The organism is Micromonospora sp. IBHARD004, assembly GCF_052814115.1.
Map to the genome: position 1 here is coordinate 2012064 of NZ_CP199934.1, position 19572 is coordinate 2031635.

A 19572-nucleotide genomic window follows, 5' to 3' on the forward strand; every position below is an offset into this window, starting at 1 on the left:
TCGTGCCGATGAGGGTGCGTCTGTTGAGTGGGAGAAGGTCCAGCGAGCAGCCCTCCGGAGAGATTTCAGCCGCAGGTCACGGGCGCTGCTCACCGAAATCTGTGGTCAGGGCCGACACCCGGGTCAGGACGGGGCGCCGAGGGTCGCCAGCCGGGCGGCCCGCATCGTCAGGTAGCGCTGCTCGGGCAGGCTGGTCGTGCCGCCGGCCGCGGCCCGGTAGTGCGCGACCGCCCGCTCCCGGTCGCCGGCCATCTCGTACAGGTGCGCCCGGGCCGCGTCGAGGCGGTGGTGCCCGGCCAACCGGGCGTCGGCATCCAGCGCGGCGAGGGCGGTCAGCCCGGCGGCCGGGCCGTGCACCATCGCGGTCGCGACCGCCCGGTTGAGCGAGACCACCGGGTTGCCGGAGAGGCGCTCGAGCACCTGGTAGAGGGCGAGGATCTGCGGCCAGTCGGTCGCCGCGGCGGTGGGCGCCTCGTCGTGCAGCGCGGCGATGGCGGCCTGGAGCTGGTACGGCCCGACCGGTCCGTGCGCCATCGCCCGGGTGACCAGCGCGGTGCCCTCGGCGATCGCCTCGGCGTTCCACCGGCCGCGGTCCTGGTCGGCGAGGGAGATCAGCTCGCCGGACGGGCCGGTCCGGGCCGCGGCCCGGGCGTCGGTCAGCAGCATCAGCGCGAGCAGCCCGGCCACCTCGCTGTCGTCGGGCAGCAGCGCGTGCATCGCCCGGGTCAGCCGGATCGCCTCCTCGGACAGGTCCACCCGGCGCAGGTCCGCGCCGACGCTGGCGGTGTGCCCCTCCGTGAAGATCAGGTAGAGCACGTGCAGCACCGCCGCGAGCCGGTCCTGCCGCTCCGCCTCGTCCGGCAGCCGGAAGGGCAACCCCGAGGCGCGGATGCGCTGCTTGGCACGGCTGACGCGCTGCGCCATGGTGGCCTCGGGGACGAGGAAGGCGCGGGCGATCTCGGCGGTGCTGAGCCCGCCCACCGCCCGCAGGGTCAGCGCGATCGCCGACGCCGTCGAGAGCGTCGGATGACAGCAGAGGAAGAGCAGGACCAGGGTGTCGTCCCGCTCGGTGGTCAGTGCCTCGTCGGCCGCCGGCGCGGTCCGCCGGTCGTCGCCCTCCCGCCGGGCGGCGCGGTCCTCCCGGTCGCGACGGGCCGCCTCGGCGCGGACCAGCTCGATCATCCGGCGGTACCCGACCTGGACGAGCCAGCCGCGTGGATTGTCCGGCAGCCCGTCGACCGGCCACTGCGTCGCCGCGGCGAGCAGCGCCTCCTGCACCGCGTCCTCGGCGGTGGCGAAGTCACCGAATCGGCGGGAGAGCACGCCGAGGACCTGCGGCGCCAGGTCGCGCAGTAGGTCCTCGACGATTCGCTCCGGGGCGTCCAGGCGTCACATCTCCTGCGGTGGCGTCGACATGATCGGGTGTACCTCGATCGGCATGTTGAGCGGCCGACCTCCCGGACCGGGTGCGGTGGAGATGTGCGCGGCGATCTCGACCGCCCGCTCCGGGGTCTCGCAGTCGACGATCCACCAGCCGGCGAGGAACTCCTTGGTCTCCGCGAAGGGCCCTTCGGTCACCACCGGCGCGCCGCCCGCGCCCGCCCGGACGATCCGCGCCTGCTGCGGCCCCGCCAGGCCCTGCCCGTCGACGAATTCTCCGTCCGCGGCGAGCTTGCCGTTGGTCTCGGTCATGAAACCGATGTGCGCCTGAATCTCCTCCGGCGTCCAGGTCTCGATCGACGGAAAGTCGGTCCCGGCGGCGCTGAACTGCATCAGCAGCATGTACTTCACGGTTCGCTCCTCACGTCCCTGCACCGATTCTCGGTGCTCTCACCCTCGGGTAGAAGCTGCCGCCCCGGTTCTCGACATCGGCGGGTAAGAAAATCGGGAAATTTTCAGTCGACGGCGGTGACCTCCAGCAGGAGGGCCTGCTCGGGGTGCAGGGCCGGCATCTGGAGCCCGACCGCGCCCAGCACCGCCCCGCTCAACGTCACCCCGCCGCCGCCGCCCAGCCAGCCCGGCTCGCTCAGCTGGAGTACCGCCAGCTGCGGCACTCCAGCCGCGGGCCGGACCGCGTACCGCCGGGCCGGGTCCAGCCCGGGCAGCCGGACCGCCCCGGGGATCTGCGCGGCGGAGGTGGTCAGCCGGGAGACCGCGTACACCGCCTGGGAGCCGTCGTGGGCGACCACGCCGTGCGCCTGGACGGCCGGGTCCGGGTGGTCGACCCGGACCACCCGGCCGGCGTGCAGCAGCGGGCGGAGTCGCTTGTGCAGCGCGACCCAGGCGGCCAGCTCGGCCCGCTCCGACGCGGAGACGACGCTGATGTCCCACTCGATGCCGTGGTGGCCGAAGAGCGCGGTGGCCGCGCGGAAGCTCAGGTCGTGCACCCGGTGGGTGGTGTGTGAGCGGTCCGGTCCGATGTGGGTGCCGACCAGCTCGGGCGGGAGCAGCAGCCCGGTCCAGCGCTGGATCGACAGTCGCTCCAGGGCGTCGTTGCAGTCGCTGGCCCAGACCCGGTCGGTGCGGCGCAGGATTTCCAGGTCGACCCGGGCCCCGCCGGAGGAGCAGCTCTCGATCTCCACGCTCGGGTGCCGGGCGCGCAGCTCGTCCAGCAGCCGGTAGACGGCGACGGTCTGCGCGTGCACCCCGGGTCGGCCCTGGTGCCCGGCCTCGGTGAGGTCCCGGTTGTGGTCCCACTTCAAGTACGCGATGCCCTGATGCTCGCTCAGCACCGCGTCCAGCCGCCCGAGCAGGTGCTCGTACGCCTCCGGGTGGGCCAGGTCGAGCACCTGCTGGTGGCGCCACTCGGGCGGCAGCCGCCCGGGCGCCCGGAGCAGCCAGTCCGGGTGGGCGCGGAACAGGTCGGAGTCGGGGTTGACCATCTCCGGCTCGACCCAGAGCCCGAACTGCATCCCGTGCTTGCGGACGTGGTCGATGAGCGGTTGCAGGCCGTCCGGCCAGACGTCGTCGTCGACCCACCAGTCGCCGAGGCCGGCCCGGTCGTGCCGGCGGCCCCGGAACCAGCCGTCGTCGAGGACGAAGCGTTCCACGCCCACCTCGGCGGCCCGGTCGGCGAGGCTGGTCAGCCGGTCCAGGTCGTGGTCGAAGTAGACCGCCTCCCAGACGTTGAGGGTGACCGGCCGGGGGGTGCGTGGGTGTGCGGGGCGGGCGCGCAGGTGGGTGTGCAGCACGTCGCTGAGCCCGTCCAGCCCGGTGGCCGAGTGGACGGCGTAGAGCAGGGGAGTGGCGTACTCCTCGCCCGGGGCGAGCATGATCTCGCCGGGGGCGAGCAGCTCGCCACCGGCCAGGGTGGACTCGCCGGTGGGGCGGCGTTCGGCGACGGTGACGTGGTCGCCGCTCCACGCGGTGTGCACCGCCCAGACCTCGCCGTGGCCGAAGCCGAAGCCGGCCGTGCCGGCGACCAGCAGCAGCGTCGCGTCGTGCCCGGTCCGCCCGTGCCGGCCCTCCCGCACCCAGGCGCCCATCGGCCACGGGTGCCGCTGCGGCGCGCGTTCCCGGCACCAGCGGCCGGTCAGGTCGAGCAGCTCGGTGGCGACCGCCGGCACCGGCAGCACCGGGGTCAGCTCCCGCACTTCGTAGGGGGCGTCGCCGTCGTTGCGCAGCCGGTGCCGGACCGTCAGCAGGCCGTGCGCGTCGAGCGCGATCTCGATGGTCAGCGACAGCGCCGCGCCCGCGTCTGCCGCCCGCACGGTCACCCGCGCCGCGCCGGGCCCGTCGTGCGCACCGTCCTCCTCGGATACGACCACCGCGCCCTCGCCCGGCGCCACGCGACCCGGGTCGGAGCCGACGTCGGACACGTCGAGCCGGAAGGCGGTCGACCAGTCCCGCCCGTTCCGGTGGCCGGCGAGACCCGGCCGCCCGCTCCAGCCGGCGCTCGCCTCGGGCAGCAGGGAGAGCACGGTGGGCGCGTCGAAGCTGCTCGGCACCACCGGTGGGATGGTGGCGTCGACCAGGGCCGCCAGGTCGTCGGCGGGCAGCGGGCCGAGGTCGGCGCCCCAGTGCACGATCCGGGGCAGCCCCGGGCCGCGCGCGTCGAGCACCAGGCTGGTCCGCGCGCGGCGCAGGTGGACGATGGTCATCCCTTGCTGGCTCCCAGGGTGAGGCCCCGGACGAACTGCTTCTGCAACAGGAAGAAGATCACCAGGGTGGGGATGGCGACCAGCACCGAGCCGGCCGAGACCAGGTTGTTGTCGGTGAAGAACTCGCCGCGCAGGTTGTTCAGCGAGCTGGTCACCGGGAACTTGTCGCCGGTGCGCATGAGCACGGTGGCCCAGAAGAACTCGTTGTAGATCCAGGTCACCTCCAGGGTGGCCAGCGCGGCCAGGGCCGGCCGGCAGAGCGGCATGGTCACCTGCCAGTACTGCCGCCAGACGCTCGCCCCGTCGACCATCGCCGCCTCGTACAGCTCGTGCGGCAGGGCCTTCATGTAGTTGCTCAGCACGAAGACGCAGAAGCCGCACTGGAAGGCGACGTTGACCAGAATCAGCCCCCAGTAGCTGTCGTAGAGAAGCTCGGAGTCGCTCATGAACTCCGGCAGCGGCACCTGGGTGAAGAGCCGGAACAGCGGGATCAGCAGGGCCTGCTGCGGCAGCAGGTTCGCCGCGGTGAAGAGCCCGAGCAGGACGATGTTGAGTTTCCAGCTGAACCGGGCGATCACGAACGCCACGCAGGAGGCGAGGAAGAGCGTGAGCAGCACCGCCGGCACCGTGATGTAGACCGAGTTGAGGAAGTGCTTGCCGAACTCCGCGGTCTTCCAGGCGGTGACGTAGTTGTCCAGGGTCCAGCCGCCGAGCGAGACGTACCCGTGGCTGGCGGTGTACTGGTACGACCGCAGCGAGGTCAGCACCGCCCAGAGGATCGGGAAGAGCCAGCCGACGGCCACCGCGCCCAGGAAGACGTGCAGGACGACCCGGGCGGGCCGCAGCGGCCGGCGGCGACCGGTCGGGGCGGCGGCCGCCGGCTCACGGGTCAGGGTCGCGGTGCTCATCGCCGGTCCTCCCGCATCACGGTGGTCAGGTAGAGGGCAATGAAGACCAGGGAGACCACCAGCATGATGGTCGCCAGCGCGGAGCCGAAGCCGATCCGGCTGGCCTCGCCGACCACGTTGGAGGTGACCAGCGCGGAGATCAGCTCCAGTCCGTTGCGACCCTTGTTGATGACCCAGACCAGGTCGAACGCGCGCAGCGACTCGATCACCGTCACCACCAGCACGATGATGTTGATCGGCCGCATCACCGGGAAGACCACCCGGAAGAAGGTGCTCGCCTCCGAGGAGCCGTCCACGGCGGCGGCCTCCCGCAGCGACGGGTCGACGCCCTTCAGGCCGGCCAGGTAGAGCAGCATGATGTAGCCGACGTGCCGCCAGCCGGCGGCGAAGAGCACCGCCCAGATGTTGACGTTCGGGTCGCCGTACCAGTCCGTGGCGGTGCCCAGCACTGCGTTGAGCAGGCCCTCGTCGCGGGAGTAGATGAGCTGCCAGACGAAGCCGATCAGCGCCAGCGAGAGCACCACCGGCAGGTAGAGGGCGGTCTGGTAGAACCGGCTGCCGCGCAGCTCCTTGTCCAGCAGCACGGCGAGGAACATGCCGAACGGCGTCGCCACCACGAAGAGCGCGGCCAGCCAGAGCAGGTTGTTCTGCACCGCTGGCACGAACGGCGGGTAGATGTTCACCACGTCGTCGTAGTTCTTCAGACCGACCCAGTCGATCTCGCCGATCGGGCCGATGCCGTCCCAGTCGGTGCCCGAGAGCAGCACGGTGGCCAGGGCGGGCAGCCAGACCAGAGCGGTGACGAGCAGCAGGGGTACGAGCACCATCAGCGTGATCACCACGCGGTCGGTGCGGGACAGGAGCCGTAGCCGGCGGCCACGACCACCCGTGGAGGTGGTCGTGGCCGGCGGCGGCACGGCGCGATCCGCTTGGATCAGGGGCAGGTCGGACACGATGTCCTCCCCCTCTCGCCGTCAGCTGGTGAAGATCGACTTCTTCTGGTTCTCGATGCTGGTGAGCAGCCCGCTGATGTCCTTCGGGTTCTTGATGAACTGCTGCAACGCCGGGATGATCACTGTCGAGGCGAAGTCCGGCCGGGTGTCCCGGTCGAGGAACTGGGCGATCTCGGTGGCCGAGCCGACCAGTTCGGCGGCCTTCTTCTGCAGCGCGGTGTAGCCGCTGGTGTCCGCGCCGCTGTTGGCGACCAGGGTGCTGGGGTCGTTCTTCACCGTGATGTTCGCGGCGTCCTTCGAGCCGACGTACTCCAGCAGCTTCTTCGCGTTGGCCTCGGACTTCGGCTTGCGGGCCATCATGTAGCCGTCGATCGGCGCGTCCAGGGCCTTCGCCCCGATCGCCGGGTCGATCTCGGGGAAGGTGAAGAAGTCCAGGTCGTCCTGCTCGTCGTTGCTGAACTGCTGGGCGACGAAGAGGCCGAGCAGGTACATGCCGCTCTTCTTCTGCTGCAACGACTGGGCGGCTTCCTGCCAGGTCCGGCCGAGGGCGTCCGGCTGGTGGATCGGCAGCAGCCCGGCCCAGGTGTCGAAGACCTTCTTCACCTTGTCGGAGGTCCACGCCTCCTTGCCGGCCATCAGATCCACGTGGAACTGGTAGCCGTTGATCCGCAGGTTGAGGATGTCGAAGGTGCCCATCGCCGGCCAGCCGTCCTTGTCGGCGAAGGCGATCGGCGCGAGGCCGTCCTTCTTCATCTGGGCGCCGAGGGTGTTCAGCTCGTCGAGGGTCTTCGGCACCTGGTAACCGTGCTGCTGCCAGACCGACTTGCGGTAGAAGACCGCCCACGGGTAGTACGACGCCGGGACGAAGTACTGCTTGCCGTCGTCGCCGGTGGACGCCTTCTTGAACGCGTCCGAGTAGCCGGAGAGCTTGCCCCAGACGTCGCTGACGTCACCGGCCAGCCCCTTGGCGGCGAAGAACCGCATCCGGTAGCCGGCGAACCACATGAACACGTCGTCCGGCTTGCCCTGCAGGTAGTTGTTGATGTTCTCCTGGAACGTGTTGTGGTCGACGGTGTTGATCGCCGGCTGGATCCCGGACGCGGTCTGGAAACCCGCCATCACCTTGGCGATGACGTCCTTCGGCTTCGGGTCCGACTGGTTCGAGCCGAGCGAGACCGTCTTCGAGTCCGCGCCGGAGCCGGAGTCGGAGCCGCCGCAACCGGCGAGCAGTCCCGTGCCGAGCAGCGCACCGGTGCCGGCCGCGCCGGCGAGCAGCGAGCGGCGGTTCAGGCCGGCGACGGACGGGGGTACGAGTCGGGCGAGGTACTCGGCTTGCGATCGGGGACGGGACATTGTTCCTCCTGCGTGGAAGAGGTGCGCTGCGCCCAAGGGCCGTGACGGGTAGCGGGGATCGGTGTTCGCGCCGGCAGTATTAGATCCACCGTGAATCCACATGTCCGAACACAAACAGCCGGTGGCTCGTCAAGCTACCCCTTGGTTCGGCGCTGTCAAGAGGGTCGACGGGCACTGATAACCCAGTCGTGACACGGCCGAGAGAAGGTAAACGTTGGAATCTCTGTCGATGTTGGAAAGTGTTGACTTGGGTGGCATCGAGGTGCACGCTCTGCTCTCATGCGGAGCTGGCACGGCGACGGGATCTGGTACGGGGCCGACTACAACCCGGAGCAGTGGCCCGAGCAGACCTGGGTCGAGGACGTCGCGCTGATGCGCCGGGCCGGGGTCAACCTGGTCTCGGTCGGCATCTTCTCCTGGGCCCTGCTGGAGCCCGCTCCCGGCGAGTTCGACTTCGGTTGGCTCGACCGCGCCCTCGACGTCCTGCACGGCGGCGGGATCAACGTCGACCTCGCTACCGCCACCGCCAGCCCGCCGCCGTGGCTGGCCCACCGGCACCCGGAGACGCTGCCCCGCCGCGCCGACGGCGCGATCCTCTGGCCCGGCGGCCGGCAGGCGTACTGCCCCAGCTCGCCGGTCTTCCGCGAGCGGTCGCTCGCCCTGGTCGAGGCCGTCGCCGGCCGGTACGCCGAGCACCCTGCCGTGGTGATGTGGCACGTCTCCAACGAGCTGGGCTGCCACAACGTGCACTGCTACTGCGACGTCAGCGCCGAGGCGTTCCGCCGCTGGCTGCGTGACCGGTACGGCGACCTGGCCGCGCTCAACGCCGCCTGGGGCACCGCCTTCTGGAGCCAGCGCTACCACGACTGGGCCGAGATCAACCCGCCGCGGACCGCGCCGACCTTCGCCAACCCCACCCAGCAGCTGGACTTCCTGCGCTTCTCCTCCGACGAGCAGCGGGCCCAGCTCCGCGCCGAGCGGGAGCTGCTCACCCGGCTGGCCCCGCAGCCGGTCACCACGAACTTCATGATCGGCACCGGCATCAAGTACCTGGACTACCACTCCTGGGCGTCCGACGTGGACGTGGTCGCCAACGACCACTACCTCACCGCCGCCGACCCGCAGCCGCAGGTCAACCTGGCGCTCGCCGCCGACCACACCCGCGGCGTCGCCGGCGGTGACCCGTGGCTGCTGATGGAGCACTCCACCAGCGCGGTCAACTGGCAGCCGCGCAACGTCGCCAAGACCCCCGGCCAGCTGCGCCGCAACAGCCTCGCGCACGTGGCGCGCGGCGCCGACGCGGTGCTCTACTTCCAGTGGCGGGCCTCCCGGGCCGGCGCCGAGAAGTTCCACTCCGCGCTGGTCCCGCACGCCGGCCCGGAGACCAAGGTGTACCGCGAGGTCTGCCGGCTCGGCGCCGACCTCAAGGCCCTCGCCGAGGTACGCGGCAGCCGCGTCGACGCCGACGTGGCGATCCTGTTCGACTACGAGGCCTGGTGGGGCGCGGAGCTCGACTCCCACCCCAGCGTCGACGTCACGTACGCCGACCGGCTCGCCGCCCTGCACGGCGCGCTCTGGCGGGCCGGGGTCACCGCCGACGTGGTGCACCCGTCCACCGACCTCTCCGGCTACCGGCTGGTCCTGGTCCCCACCCTGTACCTGGTCCGCGACGCCGACGCCGAGGCGCTGCGCCGGTACGTCGAGGCGGGCGGGACCGCGCTGGTCACCTACTTCAGCGGCATCGTCGACGAGCACGACCACATCCGGCTCGGCGGCTACCCCGGCGCGTTCCGGGCACTGCTCGGCATCCGCACCGAGGAGTTCTTCCCGCTCCGCGCGGGGGAGCGGGTCCGCCTCGACGACGGCGCCACCGCCGACGTGTGGACCGAGTGGCTCCAGCCGGAGGGGGCGGAGGTGCTCGCGTCCTACGCCGACGGGCCGCTGCCCGGTGTGGCCGCGCTGACCCGGCACCCCGTCGGCGCCGGCGCCGCCTGGTACGTCGGCACCCGGCTCGACGAGGCGGCCACCGACCGTCTCGTGGCCCGGCTGCTCGCCGAGTCCGGCGCCCGCCCAGCGGTGGCCGCCCCGGCCGGCGTCGAGGTGGTCCGCCGCCGCGCCGCCGACCGGAGCTGGCTCTTCGTCATCAATCACACCGACGCCGACGCCCGGCTGCCCGTCACCGGGACCGAGCTGCTCGGCGCCGCCCGCTGCGACGGCGACCTGGTCGTACCGGCCGGGGAGGTGGCCGTGGTCCGCGAGGAGGCCGCCATCGACCGGCCGGTCGCCGCCGGGTCCACGGCCGGCGTCCCGGCGGAGACGCCGGTGGACCGGGCCGCCGAGCCGGCTTGAGCCCGTCTACCGTTCCCCGTGCGCCCGAAGGAGGTCCCATGCTCGCCCAGCAACGGCAGAGCGCCATCCTGGAGCTGATCCGGCAGCGCGGCGGCGTGCGGGTCAGCCACCTGGTCAGCCGCTTCGGGGTGTCGGACATGACGATCCGGCGGGACCTGGAGGTGCTCGCCGAGCGGGGGCTGGTCGACAAGGTCCACGGCGGGGCGACCCTGGCCGGTCCGGGGTCCGCCGAGGAACCCGGCTTCGCCGCGAAGTCGATCCGCCAGCAGGCCGAGAAGCGGGCCATCGCCGAACGGGCCGCCGCGATGGTCGAGCCGGGCATGGCAGTCGCCCTCTCCGCCGGCACCACCACCGCCGCCCTCGCGGCCCGGCTCGCCGACGTCCGCGGGCTGACCGTGGTGACCAACTCGATCCCCGTCGCCGACGCGCTCTACCAGAACCCGCGCGCGGACCAGACCGTCGTGCTGACCGGCGGCATCCGTACCCCGTCGGACGCGCTGACCGGGCCGGTGGCCGAGGCGGCGATCGCCGCCCTCAACGTCGACCTGCTCTTCCTCGGCGTGCACGGGATGAGCCCGCGGACCGGGTTCACCACCCCCAACCTGCTGGAGGCGGCGGTCAACCGGCGGCTGATCGGCTCCGCCCGGCGGCTGGTGGTGCTCGCCGACCACACCAAGTGGGAGACGATCGGCATCGCCACCATCGCCCCGCTGGAGGACGCCGACGTGCTGATCAGCGACGGGAAGCTGCCGCCGGAGGGGCGCCGCCAGATCGGCGAGCAGGTCGGCGAGCTGATCGTCGTCGAGGCGGACTGAGCGCGTTCACAGGCACTTCACAGCACGTCGCGTTAGGGTTCCGTGAGCAATGCCTCCGACGTTCCATGGTGGAGCGCCGTCCCGCGGGAGTGACCGATGGTCTTCAAGAAGATGTTGAGCGCGTTCGGCGTGGGCGGCCCCAGCGTCGACACCGTGCTGGCCAACCCGAACACCCGACCCGGGCTCACCCTCGACGGGCACGTGAACCTCGTCGGCGGGGACGCGCCGGCCAGCATCGAGCAGATCACCGTCGGCCTGGTCACCCGGGTCGAGATCGAGGGCGGCGACTCCGAGTACGCCGGCATCATGGAGTTCCACCGGATGGCGGTGAGCGGGCCGCTGGAGCTGGCCCCGAAGCAGCAGCTCGCCATCCCGTTTCAGCTGCCGGTGCCGTGGGAGACCCCGGTCACCGACGTGTACGGCCAGCGCCTGCACGGCATGACGATGGGGCTGCGCACCGAGCTCGCGGTGGCCCGCGCGGTGGACAAGAGCGACCTGGACCACCTGGCGGTGCACCCGCTGCCGATCCACGAGCGGATCCTCGACGCCTTCCAGGCCCTCGGCTTCCGCTTCAAGCACGCCGACCTGGAACGCGGCCACATCCGTGGCGTGCAGCAGACGCTGCCGTTCTACCAGGAGATCGAGTTCTTCGCCGCGCCGCAGTACGCCCGGACGGTCACCGAGGTCGAGCTGACCTTCGTGACCAGCCAGCGGGGCGTCGAGGTGATCCTGGAGTGCGACAAGCGCGGCGGCTTCCTCAGCGCCGGCCACGACGTCGTCGGCCGGTACGCCGTCCCGCACGCCGACGCCGACCGGACCGACTGGGTCCAGGTGGTCGACGGCTGGCTGCGCGAGATCACCTCCCGCTACGGCAACCTGCGCGCCCACGGCTTCCGCGCCCCGCACGGCCACGGCCGGGGGCACGGGATGGGTGGCGTGGTGGCGGGCACCGCGCTGGGCGTGGCCGGCGGCCTCGTCGCCGGTGAGCTGATCGGGGACGCCTTCGAGGGCGACTTCGGCGACTTCGGCGGTGACTTCGAGTAGCGGACACACGACGGTGGCCCCGGGAAAGACTCCCGGGGCCACCGTCGCTCTCAGGTGTCGCTCCCTCAGTGCCGAGCCTTGCGCTCTTCGGCGCTGCGCCAGTTGCTTCCGGCCTTGGCCAGACCGCGGCTACCCAGGTAGCCGAGGGTCAGCAGGGTGATGAAGAACCAGGCCTGGTTGGCGCGGAAGATGTCGACGCCGACCGAGTTCTTGCCGGCCAGCTGCGAGGCGGCCAGCACGGCGATCACGGCCGCCACGTACACCCAGAACTCGGTGGTCCGCAGCGACGGCTTGGTCTCCGTTCCGGGCGCCTGCACCGGAAGCCGCTGTCCGTCCTGGATCATCATCGGCATCTGGCGGGTGGGTGCTTCCTGCGCGGCCGCCCGGTTGGGCGCCTCCTGCGGCCGATTCATCGGCCTGGTGGATGCAGCCTGCGTGCTCATCTTTCCTCCTGGATGCGATGAGTCGTTCCCTGCACTCCCTCGCCCCGCTACCGCGTGTCTGCCACGGCGCGGTTTGCGTTCATGGCGGGGGCAGCCTGCGTCTACCCGGGGGCCCCGGAGAGGTAACGCCGGCCGGTGGCCGGATGCCGCCTCCCCGGGGCCGTCGCGGTCGGCTCAGCGCAGGCCGTTGCGGATCGCGACGGAGATCAGCAGGTCCGGGTCGTCCGTGATGATCCCGTCCACGCCGAGGTCGATGACCCGCTGCATCACCGCCGCGTCGTCGACGGTGTACGGCACCACGGCCAGCCCGTACCGACCCTGGAGGGTGCGGACGTCCGGTCCGTGGAAGTATGCCGGGTTCTGCCGCAGGTACCAGTCGGCCGAGGCCACCGTGCCCTGCGCCGGGTCGTGCACCTGCCAGTTAGCCGACACCGTGGTCGCGCCCGACCGCCGGACCAGCTCACCCAGGTCCCGGTGCTGCCACCAGTCCAGGCCGCCGGTCCACGGGCTCTTGACCGACGGGTCGTCGTAGACCGCGCGCAGCGAGCACTCGTCGGCGAGGCTGGCGCACTCGGCGGGGCCGTACTGCCAGACCAGGGCGACGGTGTCGATGCGCGGGTTCAGCCGGTGGGCGTACCGGATGGTGCGCCAGTCGAAGGACTGGATGGTGGCGCGCCGGGTGAAGCCCGCCCGCTCGATCGCGTCGACCAGCTTGCGGGTGAAGCTCGGGTACGGCTCGGTGTCCGCCACCAGCGGGCTGATCTTCGTCTCGATGTTCATCCGGACGTCGTCCCGCCCGCTCGCCTGCACCAGCGCGAAGACCTCGTCGAGGGTGGGGATCCGGGCGCCCGGCGCGGCCACCTGGGCGGGGAACTCCGGCAGCGTCTTGGACCCGCAGTCGACGGTCTTGAGCTGGGCCAGGGTCAGCTCGTGGACCAGCTTGCCCACGTACGGGTACTTCGGGTCACCGGGCCGCGCTGGGGCGGTGTCGACGCAGTGCGATCCGTTGACCGCCCGGTCGTGCAGCACCACCAGGTGCCCGTCGGCGGTCACCCCGGTGTCGAGTTCCAGCGTCGAGATGGCCGGGTTCTCCAGCGCGTTCGCGAACGCGGGCAGGGTGTTCTCCGGCCGGGTGGACCGGCCGCCCCGGTGGGCCTGGATGTCGAACGGCGACGCGTACGCCCGGGGGAGCCCGTAGCCGCGCTGGGTGAGCAGCCCGCGCAGCCGGTCCGGGTAGTCGGTGATGACGCCGTCCACGCCGTCGTCGATCAGCTTCGCCATGGTCGGCACGTCGTCCACCGTCCACGGGATTACCTTGATCCCGTTGCGGTGCGCGTGCGCCACCATCTCCTTCGTCACGTACGGCCGGTAGCCGGCGTCGGTCACCTTGCCGTCCTGTGGGAAGCCGTGCACCGGGGAGAACGCGGACGCGCCGAAGCTGCGGATCGCCGCGATCGGGTCCCCGTCGAAGTCGTCGATGTCCAGGCCGCCGAGCCACGGCGAGGCGCCGGGCCGGCCGACCTGGAGGAAGTCGTAGTTGGTCAGCGCCACCAGGGGCAGCCGCGGCTCGACCTGGTGCATCCGGATCAGCGAGCCCCAGTCGAAGCTCTGGACGGTCACCTGCTTCAACAGCCCGGAGTCGCGGATCTCCCGCGCGGTGACCTGCACGAACTGTTCGCGCGGCGCGGTCTCGGTCGGCGCGCCGGCCTCCACCTTGGTCTCCACGTTGAGCTTCACGTCGTCCGCGCGGTAGCGCTTGACCAGCGCGAAGACCTCCCGCAGCAGCGGCATCCGGGCCCCGGGCACGGCGAGCTGACCGGGCTTGTCGGGCAGCGTCTTCGATCCGCAGTCCAGGGTGCGCACCTGGGCCAGGGTGAGCGTGTTGACGTACTTCCCGACGTACGGGAACTCCGGGTCACCCGGGGTCACCGGGGCGGTGTCGACGCACTTGGCGCCGCTGACCTTCCGGTCGTGGGTGACCACGGCCTGTCCGTCCTCGGTGATCTGGACGTCCAGTTCGAGGGTGCTCACCCCGAGCTGGAGGGCGTTGCCGAACGAGGCGAGGGTGCTCTCCACCCGTAGTCCGAGGCCACCGCGGTGGGCCTGCAGGTCGAAGGTCCGGCCCGGCGGAGGGGTCGCCTGGGCGGGGGCCGGGAGGCCGGTGGTCACGGCCGCCGCCACGAGGGCGGCGATGGCGGTACGGCGTACGGCTCGCACGCTGTCTTCCCTTCGGGGGCGGGCGGTTCCCGCCAACCCGCCGGTCAGCATGGGCAGTCGGGACGGCGGGCGGGCGAGCGGCGGACGTCGCCCCGGTGAACCCCGGGGGACGACCCGCGTCCGGGGTTTGGCCGGCCGGTCGACGGGCACGCAGAACGATCCGAGACAGCTGCGAGGTGGTTGACGTGCGTGAGGACGACATGCGGCAGGACGCCGCCCGCCGGGCCGAGGATCGGGTCGCCGGCGGCGTGTACGGCAAGGGCGCGCTCGACGAGGTCACCGTGCCGCAGACCGACGTGGAGCGGGTCATCCAGGACGAGGACCCGGACGACCCGGCGCACGTGCGGATGGATCCGAACGTGCTCCGGGACGGCGGCCCGACCCGTGGCCAGGGGGCGATCACGACGACCGGCGGCACCGCCGGCCCGGCGAGCGTCCGACGGCTGGCCCGGCAGCCGGAGCGGCACCGGGGCAAGGTCGCACCGACGACCACCGGGGACGCCACAACCGGCGGGATGAGCACCCCGATCGGCGGTTCCACCAGCGACCAGTCGACTGCCGCCACCCAGGTCGGCAACACGACAACGGAGTGACCAGGGCGGTCCCCCGGGCCGGGCGACGCTCCGGCCCGGGGCTCCCTGTCACCGAGAGCACGCTCCAGCGTGGACTTGGTGGCCTCCCCGGAGGCCACCACGCACCGCGTGCGATCGGCGCGGGGTGGGTCAGGCGGGGCGGAGGACGCCGAGGCGCTGGGTGGCGCGGGTGAGAGCGACGTAGAGGTCGCTGTGCCCGCGCGGGGACTCGGCCACGATCCGCTCCGGGTCCACCACCAGCACAGAGTCGAACTCCAGCCCCTTTGCCTGGCCGACGGTCAGCACTACCACCCGGTTCTCCAGTTCGGGCTGCTCGCCGACCGCCGCCTCCGGCAGCGCGGCGGTGACCGCGGTGCCCAGCTCGTCCACGCGACCGGTCGGCACGATCACGCCGAGCCGCCCGTCGGCGAGCCCGGCCGCCTCCCGGCTGGTCGCCTCGACCAGCTCGGCGGCGAGCCCGTCCGGGTCGACGGTACGGTCCCACGGCGGCACCCCGCTGGCGCGGACCGAGCGGGGCGGGCGGAGCGCGGGGTCGATCTCGGCGAGCACGTCGGCGGCGACGGCCATGATCTCGGCCGGGGTGCGGTAGCTGACGGTCAGCTCCTCCAGCCGCCAGCGCCGGGCCACGTACGGCTCGAGCGCCTCCTGCCAGGAGGGGGTACCGGACAGCGCGCCGGTCTGCGCCACGTCGCCGACGATCGTCATCGACCGGCTGGGGCAGCGGCGCATCAGCAGCCGCCAGGCCATCGGTGACAGCTCCTGCGCCTCGTCGACGATGACGTGCCCGAACGCCCAGCTCCGGTCGGCGGCGGCCCGCTGCGCGGTGGTCAGTCGCTCGGACTCCTCCTGCCGTTCCAGCAGCCGGTCGGCGTCGATCAGGTCGGTGACGCCGAGGATCTCGCCGCCGTCCGCCTCGTCCTCGACGTCGATGGAGCGGGAACCGCGGGCGATCTCCAGCACGCCCTCGGCGTACTCCCGTTCCAGCGACCGGATCCGCTCCCGGCGGGCCGCCGCGGCGCGCTCGTCCTCGCCCAGCAGCTCGGCCGCTTCGTCGAGCAGCGGCACGTCTGCCGGGGTCCAGCCGCCCGGCTCCCGGTGCAGCGACGCCCGTTCCGCCGGGGTGAGCATCGGCGCGGCGGTGGCGATCCGCTCGGGCGAGGCGTACAGGTCGGCGAGCAGCCGCTGCGGGGTGAGCACCGGCCAGAGCTCGTCCAGCGCGGCCCGTACCTCCGGCTCCTCGCGCAGCTCGCGGCGGATCTCGGCCAGGTCGGCCTCGGAGAGCAGGTTCTCCCCGCCCAGCGGGTCGGCGCCGATCCGTTCGGCGACCTGGGCGGCGAGCGCGTGCACGATCTCGATGTCGAAGAGCGCCCGGGCCAGGTTGTGCGGACGGCCGGAGCGGCGGGCGCGCTCCCGGGCCTCACGCACCGTCTCCGGGTCGAGCGTCAGGACCTCCCGCTGCGGCAGCTCGACCTCCAGCGGCTCGTCGGGCACCCACTGCCGGTCGCGGACGGCGGCGGCGAGCACCTCGGTCATCACCGCCCGGCCCTTGAGCGCCGCCGTCTCCGCCGGCTCGGCCCGCCGGGCGCTCACGCCGGGGAAGAGGTCCGCCTGGGTACGCAGCAGCACGCCCGTCTCGGCCAGCGCCGGCAGCACCTGGGAGATGTAGCGCAGGAAGGTGGCGTTCGGCCCGACCAGCAGCACGCCCCGGCTGGCGAGCTGCTGCCGGTGGGTGTAGAGCAGGTACGCGGCCCGGTGCAGCGCGACCGCGGTCTTGCCGGTGCCCGGACCGCCCTGGACGACCAGCACCCCGGGCAGGTCGGCCCGGATGATGGTGTCCTGCTCGGCCTGGATGGTCTCCACGATGTCGCGCATCCGGCCGGTCCGGCCGGCGTTGAGCGCGGCGAGCAGCGACGCCTCGCCGGTCAGCTCCTCGTGCGCGGTGGGGGAGGCGGTGGCGAGGTCGAGCACCTCGTCGTTGAGCCCGGTCACCTTCCGCTCCCGGGTGCGCAGGTGCCGCCGCCGGCGTACGCCCTGCGGGTTCGCGGCGGTGGCCAGGTAGAACGCCCGGGCGGCGGGCGCCCGCCAGTCCATCAGCAGCGGGTCGTAGTCGCCGCCGGTGTCGAAGATGCCGATCCGGCCGATGTAGCGGGAGGAGCCGTCGTCGCTGTCGAGGCGACCGAAGCAGAGGCCGGTCTCCACCGCCGAGTACTGCTCGACCTGGTCGGCGTACATCTGGACGGCCGAGTCGCGCTGGGAGCGGGCCTGCAACGTGCCGCCGGTGGTACGCAGTTCCTCGGCGAGCCGGCGGGCCGCCTGGTCCCGCATGCCGTCCAGCCGGCCGTAGAGCATCGAGACGTACTCCTGCTCACGACCGATCTCGTCGTCCTGGTGCAGCTCACCGGTGGAGTGCGTTGACAAGCCGGCTCCTCATGGGCTAAAATCGGCATAAGGAATGGCCTGTGCGGCCGTTCCTTTTTGTGTTTGAACTGAGAAAGATACCGCGCGGCGAGCCGCCGGACCAAGCCGGCCCGGCCGTCCGCGCCCACGTCACACCGCCGCGCCGCGCGGCCCTCGCGATATGTGACTCCGGACGCCTGACCGGCGGGGCCCGGCAGTTGGGGAGCTGGGTGGGATGCGCCAGATCACCGTTGAGTAGCCCAGCCCACCGCATGCCCCCCGCGCCGCCCCGGGACCGCTGATCCGCTCATCGGGGGCACACCCCGAGCTGCGCAGCGGGCACGCGACGGGCCCGGAGGTGGACCGCAGCAGCGGAACTCTCTGGCGGCCGGATCTGTATGACTGACAGGGTGTCCACCCGGTGGTGTGCGGTGCGTGTGTGCCGGGCAGGCTGGATCGGGGCCCGGACGGCATCGCCGTCCGGGCCCCGATTTGTCAGATCAGCTTTGCGCCGCCTGGTAGAGCCGCTCGGGGGTGACCAGCCCGGCCAGCACCCGGCCGTCGTCGGTGAGCAGCACGCTGAACAGCTTTCCGCTCAGCAGCCGGCCGCTGCCCCAGTCGCCGGTGACCTTCGGCAGCGCCGCGAGCAGCCCGGCCGCCTGGTCCGCGCCGCCCGCCGCCGGAGCGCCAGCCTTGGCGCCGCCGGCCTTCGCGCCGCCGGGCAGGCCGGCTGTGTCGAGCCGCGCGACCACCACCGTGGTCCAGCCCGTGCCGACGGTACGCACGTCCGTGCCGTCCGGTCGGTGACCGGACTTGACGTCCGGTGCGGCCTTCCCGCCCGGCAGGGCCTTGCCGGCCGGCTCCTCCTTCACGGTCACCCCCGGCGGCGGGTTGAACCGGAACTGGTCCGCCTCCGGCCGGTTGAAGTCGATCTGGGTGAAGGCCACCTCGATGGCCGGCTTGTCGGCGCCGTCGGCGAGCACCTCGAAGCGCAGCGGCACGTGCTCCTTCGCGTCGAGGGCGATCCGCACCTGGTGCACCAGGGAGTCCGCGTCGCGCGGGGTGAGCACCAGCTCGTACGCGTCGCGACCGGCGACCCGGGCGGACCGGCCGACGGTGACCGCGGTGGTCGGGTCGACCGCCGCGAGCGCCCGGTCGGCGGCCTCCGCCGGCGTGGCCGGCAGGGAGGGCGGCGCGGTACGCCCCTCCGGCAGGGTGCGGTGCGTCGCGGTGTTGGTCCGGCTCTCCCAGACCCACAGGTCCCGGCCGTCGCGGATCACGTCCCGCTCGCCGAGGGTGTCGAGCAGCGCGACCCGCTGCCGCTCCTCGCCGGAGTACCAGACCCGCAGGGTGTGGGTGCCGGTCAGCAGGGTGGTCAGCTCGTTGCCGCCGGCCAGGCCGGCGAGGTTGGCCAGCGCCGGCAGGCCCAGGTCGGCCCGCTGCACCACGGTGCCGGAGAGCCCGTCGAGGCGGGACGTCTGCAGGTCGACCAAGAGCTGGGCCGCGGTGCGGGGCGGCAGCGCCGGGTCGGCGTCGGCGGCGAACGTGCCGACGGCTGCCCCGCCACCGATCACGGCGACCCCCGCGGTCACCGGGACCAGCCAGCGCAGCACGGCGCGGTTCTTCAGTACGGACATGGTGGACACCTCCTGCCTGCCATGTTGCACCCCGCTGGCTGTGAGGGTGCTGAGGACAACCCGTACGGGTGTCATCCGGGTGGCACCCTTGAGGGCGTGCGGTTGCTGGTGGTGGAGGACGAGTCGCGGCTGGCGGCGGCGTTGCAGCGGGGCCTGCAGGCGGAGGGCTTCGCGGTGGACGTGGCGCCCACCGGCCCGGCCGGTCTGGACGCCGCCCGGCACGGCGACTACGACGCGATGATCCTCGACGTGATGCTGCCCGGCCTCTCCGGGTATGAGGTGGTCCGCCGGCTGCGGGCCGAGGAGCACTGGCTGCCGGTGCTGATGCTGTCGGCCAAGGACGGCGAGTACGACCAGGCCGATGGGCTGGACTGCGGCGCCGACGACTACCTGACCAAGCCCTTCTCGTACGTGGTCCTGCTGGCCCGGCTGCGGGCGCTGCTGCGCCGGGGCGCGCCGGAGCGGCCCGCCGTGCTGGCGGTGGGCGACCTGCGGCTGGACCCGGCGCGGCGCCGGGTGACCCGGGCCGACGCCGAGGTCGCCCTGACCACCCGGGAGTACGCGCTGCTCGACTACCTGATGCGCCGCCCCGGCCAGGTGGTCTCCAAGACCGAGCTGCTCGACCACGTCTGGGACGCCAGCCTGGAGACCGCGCCGAACGCCGTCGAGGTCTACGTCGGCTACCTGCGCCGCAAGATCGGCCGGGAGCGCCTGGAGACGGTCCGCGGCGCCGGCTACCGGCTCGCCACATGAGCCGCCCGCG

15 protein-coding genes are annotated in these 19572 nt (G+C 72.5%); 5 read left to right on the top strand and 10 right to left on the bottom strand.

Going from position 1 to position 19572, the window contains the following annotated elements:
• Window positions 1-123 precede the first annotated feature (123 nt).
• From ACTWO6_RS09940 to ACTWO6_RS09965, 6 genes are all read right to left on the bottom strand, one after another.
• Window positions 124-1323 (bottom strand): RNA polymerase sigma factor, encoded by a 1200-nt coding sequence (locus ACTWO6_RS09940; protein ID WP_446219351.1) that lies wholly within the window; start codon window positions 1321-1323, stop codon window positions 124-126.
• A gap of 66 nt (window positions 1324-1389) precedes the next feature.
• Window positions 1390-1782 carry a YciI family protein gene (locus tag ACTWO6_RS09945; RefSeq protein ID WP_446220611.1) on the bottom strand — a complete coding sequence of 131 codons (393 nt, stop codon included), beginning with the start codon at window positions 1780-1782 and terminating at the stop codon, window positions 1390-1392.
• Between the two features lie 113 nt (window positions 1783-1895).
• The gene (locus tag ACTWO6_RS09950) at window positions 1896-4100 is read right to left on the bottom strand and encodes an alpha-galactosidase (protein WP_446219352.1); all 2205 of its coding nucleotides are present in this window, start codon (window positions 4098-4100) and stop codon (window positions 1896-1898) included.
• Window positions 4097-5008, bottom strand: a complete 912-nt coding sequence (locus ACTWO6_RS09955) for a carbohydrate ABC transporter permease (RefSeq protein ID WP_446219353.1) — start codon at window positions 5006-5008, stop codon at window positions 4097-4099. The genes ACTWO6_RS09950 and ACTWO6_RS09955 overlap by 4 nt, the downstream gene beginning before the upstream one ends.
• Window positions 5005-5961, bottom strand: a complete 957-nt coding sequence (locus ACTWO6_RS09960) for a carbohydrate ABC transporter permease (protein WP_446219354.1) — start codon at window positions 5959-5961, stop codon at window positions 5005-5007. The genes ACTWO6_RS09955 and ACTWO6_RS09960 overlap by 4 nt, the downstream gene beginning before the upstream one ends.
• Window positions 5962-5982: 21 nt before the next feature.
• Window positions 5983-7314 carry an ABC transporter substrate-binding protein gene (locus ACTWO6_RS09965; RefSeq protein WP_446219355.1) on the bottom strand — a complete coding sequence of 444 codons (1332 nt, stop codon included), beginning with the start codon at window positions 7312-7314 and terminating at the stop codon, window positions 5983-5985.
• Window positions 7315-7593: 279 nt separating this feature from the next.
• Here ACTWO6_RS09965 and ACTWO6_RS09970 point away from each other — a divergent pair, with 279 nt between their 5' ends.
• The 3 genes from ACTWO6_RS09970 to ACTWO6_RS09980 all read left to right on the top strand — a co-directional run bounded on the left by ACTWO6_RS09970 (window position 7594) and on the right by ACTWO6_RS09980 (window position 11522).
• Window positions 7594-9663, top strand: coding sequence for a beta-galactosidase (locus tag ACTWO6_RS09970; protein ID WP_446219356.1), 2070 nt, complete (start codon window positions 7594-7596; stop codon window positions 9661-9663).
• A 38-nt stretch (window positions 9664-9701) separates the two neighbouring features.
• A complete protein-coding gene (locus ACTWO6_RS09975) occupies window positions 9702-10478 on the top strand; it encodes a DeoR/GlpR family DNA-binding transcription regulator (protein ID WP_446219357.1) in 777 nt (258 codons plus the stop codon).
• A 96-nt stretch (window positions 10479-10574) separates the two neighbouring features.
• Window positions 10575-11522 carry a sporulation protein gene (locus tag ACTWO6_RS09980; protein ID WP_446219358.1) on the top strand — a complete coding sequence of 316 codons (948 nt, stop codon included), beginning with the start codon at window positions 10575-10577 and terminating at the stop codon, window positions 11520-11522.
• 65 nt (window positions 11523-11587) lie between these two features.
• On the opposite strand, the gene ACTWO6_RS09985 is transcribed toward ACTWO6_RS09980, so the two are convergent.
• Window positions 11588-11965 carry a hypothetical protein gene (locus tag ACTWO6_RS09985; RefSeq protein WP_446219359.1) on the bottom strand — a complete coding sequence of 126 codons (378 nt, stop codon included), beginning with the start codon at window positions 11963-11965 and terminating at the stop codon, window positions 11588-11590.
• A gap of 174 nt (window positions 11966-12139) precedes the next feature.
• Window positions 12140-14182: a glycerophosphodiester phosphodiesterase family protein gene (locus ACTWO6_RS09990; RefSeq protein ID WP_446219360.1), complete on the bottom strand. Its 2043-nt coding sequence runs from the start codon at window positions 14180-14182 to the stop codon at window positions 12140-12142.
• A 185-nt stretch (window positions 14183-14367) separates the two neighbouring features.
• On the opposite strand from ACTWO6_RS09990, the gene ACTWO6_RS09995 reads away from it, so the two are divergent.
• The gene (locus ACTWO6_RS09995; RefSeq protein ID WP_446219361.1) at window positions 14368-14775 is read left to right on the top strand and encodes a hypothetical protein; all 408 of its coding nucleotides are present in this window, start codon (window positions 14368-14370) and stop codon (window positions 14773-14775) included.
• 129 nt (window positions 14776-14904) lie between these two features.
• On the opposite strand, the gene ACTWO6_RS10000 is transcribed toward ACTWO6_RS09995, so the two are convergent.
• Together ACTWO6_RS10000 and ACTWO6_RS10005 are read right to left on the bottom strand one after the other, a co-directional pair.
• Window positions 14905-17124: a HelD family protein gene (locus tag ACTWO6_RS10000; protein ID WP_446220612.1), complete on the bottom strand. Its 2220-nt coding sequence runs from the start codon at window positions 17122-17124 to the stop codon at window positions 14905-14907.
• A 548-nt stretch (window positions 17125-17672) separates the two neighbouring features.
• Complete coding sequence (locus tag ACTWO6_RS10005) at window positions 17673-18809, bottom strand: LolA family protein (protein ID WP_446219362.1); 1137 nt, start codon at window positions 18807-18809, stop codon at window positions 17673-17675.
• 96 nt (window positions 18810-18905) lie between these two features.
• Between ACTWO6_RS10005 and ACTWO6_RS10010 the strand changes: the two genes are divergently transcribed.
• Window positions 18906-19562, top strand: coding sequence for a response regulator transcription factor (locus ACTWO6_RS10010; RefSeq protein ID WP_130333543.1), 657 nt, complete (start codon window positions 18906-18908; stop codon window positions 19560-19562).
• The last annotated feature ends 10 nt before the right edge of the window (window positions 19563-19572 follow it).